4 protein-coding genes are annotated in these 2,998 nt (G+C 54.6%); 3 read left to right on the top strand and 1 reads right to left on the bottom strand.

The window, feature by feature from the left end; genetic code table 11:
• Positions 1-212: hypothetical protein (locus tag CA13_RS34650; protein ID WP_419193921.1), on the bottom strand; the 212-nt coding region annotated here is incomplete at its 3' end.
• Positions 213-953: 741 nt separating this feature from the next.
• Here CA13_RS34650 and CA13_RS04220 point away from each other — a divergent pair.
• The 3 genes from CA13_RS04220 (at position 954) to CA13_RS04210 (ending at position 2,779) form a co-directional block, all read left to right on the top strand.
• Positions 954-1,433 carry a Clp protease N-terminal domain-containing protein gene (locus CA13_RS04220; RefSeq protein WP_146394736.1) on the top strand — a complete coding sequence of 160 codons (480 nt, stop codon included), beginning with the start codon at positions 954-956 and terminating at the stop codon, positions 1,431-1,433.
• Positions 1,434-1,680: 247 nt separating this feature from the next.
• Positions 1,681-2,088, top strand: coding sequence for a hypothetical protein (locus tag CA13_RS04215; protein WP_419193920.1), 408 nt, complete (start codon positions 1,681-1,683; stop codon positions 2,086-2,088).
• A gap of 430 nt (positions 2,089-2,518) precedes the next feature.
• Complete coding sequence (locus tag CA13_RS04210) at positions 2,519-2,779, top strand: hypothetical protein (protein WP_146394734.1); 261 nt, start codon at positions 2,519-2,521, stop codon at positions 2,777-2,779.
• Positions 2,780-2,998: the final 219 nt, after the last annotated feature.

Here is a 2,998-nt window from a genome sequence, read left to right as displayed (position 1 = left end):
CCATCGGATGCAACGGAGGACCGGTGGTTCGTTTTCACGAATGGATAGTCAATTCCCGGTCCCCGCTGATCCGTACCGTTCCCCGACGATATGCATCCTGACAGCGTCTGAGACTCAATGGTGAATAGCAATCCATACGCGACGCCAAATGATGCGAATGGCAATGTTCCCACAACCACAAACCGAGCGAGGTGGTCCACCTCGGGGTTCATGGTTTCGGTTACGTTTGCATTGTTGTATTCCGTCGTCCTCGCAATGTCGCTTTACGAATATGCGAACGCTGCGAATGGGTACCCGACAGCGGACTACGTTCGTCACGGAATTGCCTCGGCGCTCTTCTTGGCGATCTGCCTATCTGCCGCGCGAGGATTTTGGAATGGGCACACTTATGCGCGTTGGCTACTCGTCGTTTCGCCCGTTTTGCTAATCATATTTGTTCTCCCCGGCCTAAACGCTGTTTTGAACTATGTGGCCAACATCGTCTCTTAGGTCAGCCATCGTGCCGATGTCCCGGAGGGCGAACAAACAGCGGGGAACCATCGGTTGCACCCAAGTATCGGTGGATCGATAATAGGCCATCACAACGTCGTTCGCCGATACTGGGTGAACCGCACCGTTATCACACTCCGGGCGATTGATGTTCTGCTATCGGTGCGCTGTTGATGATTCCTTTGCGTCCGTTCGGTCCACAACGTCGTTTGTTGATTTCACATTGGGACCTCGTTAAACTGATACTGCTAGGGAACGGACAACTGTCACCGAAGGGGCCGAAGGCTAAACTGACGGTGCTCGGTCGACTGATTCATCATGGTGACTCGATCGGCGTTTAACCCAAATCCGTGGGATAACCATGTGATGCAACGGAGGACGGGTGGTCCGTTTTCTCGTCTGCTTGCAAGTCGTTCGCCCGTCCCCGCTGATCACCACCGTTCTGGCACTAAACACATTCTCGCATGAACGGCACGATTTACGATCGCTTCAACGCTGTTGCTGTGCGTTCGATGCAATACGCGAATCAAGCTGCATGGCATCTGCGGCACGACTACATCGCGTCCGAACACATTTTGATTGGACTCATCCGCAATCGGCGTTGCCCTGCTCAGCGACTGCTCACTCGCCTCGGTGTTTGCCGGGCTGCAATTGTTCATGAGTTGCGCATCCACATGACAATTGGCAACGATCCTGCCGTCAAACGACGCAGACCGATAAGTCCGGACGCACGACGCGTTGTCCGTTTAGCTGCCGATCACGCGGACCGCCTTTCCCATGAATTCATCGCAACCGAACATATTTTGCTTGCGCTGCTTGCCGACGAAACAGGACTAGCGTCGCGTACGCTTGCGACTCTAGGGCTCGTATACGATGATGTATTTGCGGTCGTCGCGAGCGATCTTGGCGTGATCTTGGGCGACGCACAGAAGCCAGAACCATGACATGCACGGGAGGACGGCTTGCGGCGTTCGCTCGAATGGAGAATCAATCTTCCGTCCCCCGTGATGTCTAACGTTATTTTCATCTGCGTAGCTGATCATGCTATACGCCGCTTTGCTCGTCGCCTTTCTTCTCTTGTACTCAGGTGGTTATCTGGTCCTCCGGAAACCATCAATCGCCTATTTGTGCACTAGAGGCAGCCGCGTATTCCGCATACGTAGCGAACGATACCGTTTCAACAATCGCTACTTGGACATCCTCTTTCTACCGATTTCCTTCGCTGACCAATTGAGTCGCGAACGGTACTGGTGGGACAATGATCTCGTTCGATTGATGGATGAGGACATCGGAAGAGGTCGTCATCTGCCGACGCTGGCACGCATTGGTGAGCTAGGCGGTTTTGCAGATTGGGGCGAGGGCCCGGCGCATGTTCGCCTTACTGGATGCGACCTGACAGACGGAGACCTTTGGATTTTTGAGCACTCGCCAATTGTCGGGTATCTTGATCTGCGTGATACGGCAGTGAGCGATAAGGGCTTGCAACGGCTTACAACGTGCCAGGATCTTTGGTTTGTTGACCTGACCGGAACGCGAGTTACCCAGCAAGGCGTCAACGCACTTAAGACTGCGATCCCCGATGTCACGGTCGTAACTTGAAAATAACCATGACGTCCACCGGAGGACGGCATGGGGCGTTTACAGATGGAAAATCAAACCGCCGTCCCCGGTGACGTCGGACGTTATCACACTCCGGGCGATTGATGTTCTGCTATGGGGGCGCTGTCGATGATCCGCTGGCAACCGTTTGGTCCGACAACGTCGTTTGTTGCTTTCAACTTGGGACCTCGTTAAACTGATACTGCTAGGAAACGGACAACTGTCACCGAAGGGGCCGAAGGCTAAACTGACGGTGCTCGGTCGACTGATTCATCATGGTGACTCGATCGGCGTTTAACCCAAATCCGTGGGATAACCATGTGATGCAACGGAGGACGGGTGGTCCGTTTTCTCGTCTGCTTGCAAGTCGTTCGCCCGTCCCCGCTGATCACCACCGTTATCGCACTGAGAATTCTATGGAGCGTACAAATTGACCGCTGATGATGCACTGTTCGTTGACCTGCTCAAATGGATGCGGTCGGGTGGCGTCGAACTTGATGTTGGCGTCACGCGGGAGGTGCTCGTCGGGGACGGCGCATTTGCTCGCCAAGATACCGAGCCATTCGTCGCTGTCGGTCCCGTAGATCGCGAAGACAGTGGCACATGCACGTACTTTTCCGATGCCGCGACTCTGGACGCCTTTATTCGTCGACTTACCGACGCCCGAAACTCTGCATTTGGCAATGACTAGTTTCGTCCAGCACGCGCACGATCCTAACGTTCGTCGAACATGTGGGTTGCGCGGCCCAGTTTCGCGGTCTTCCGTCGATTGTCTATACTTTGATGCAACCGGACACGACTTGGAATAGCCGTCGCGACATCACAAATCGCGGCGATAACCATCGCATGCAACGGAGCGGCGGTGGAGAGGTTTTGCAAGTGGAAGCCCAACTCCCGCCGCCCGCTGATG

The sequence above is a fragment of the Novipirellula herctigrandis genome (assembly GCA_007859835.1).
GTDB lineage: Bacteria > Planctomycetota > Planctomycetia > Pirellulales > Pirellulaceae > Novipirellula_A > Novipirellula_A herctigrandis.
Note: the sequence above shows the minus strand (reverse complement) of the source record. Positions and strands in the feature narration are given on the sequence as shown.

What these genes read in the sequence shown, in the direction of transcription:
- CA13_RS04220 (WP_146394736.1), top strand. Translation starts at nt 954, where the DNA reads ATGAACGGCACGATTTACGATCGCTTCAACGCTGTTGCTGTGCGTTCG.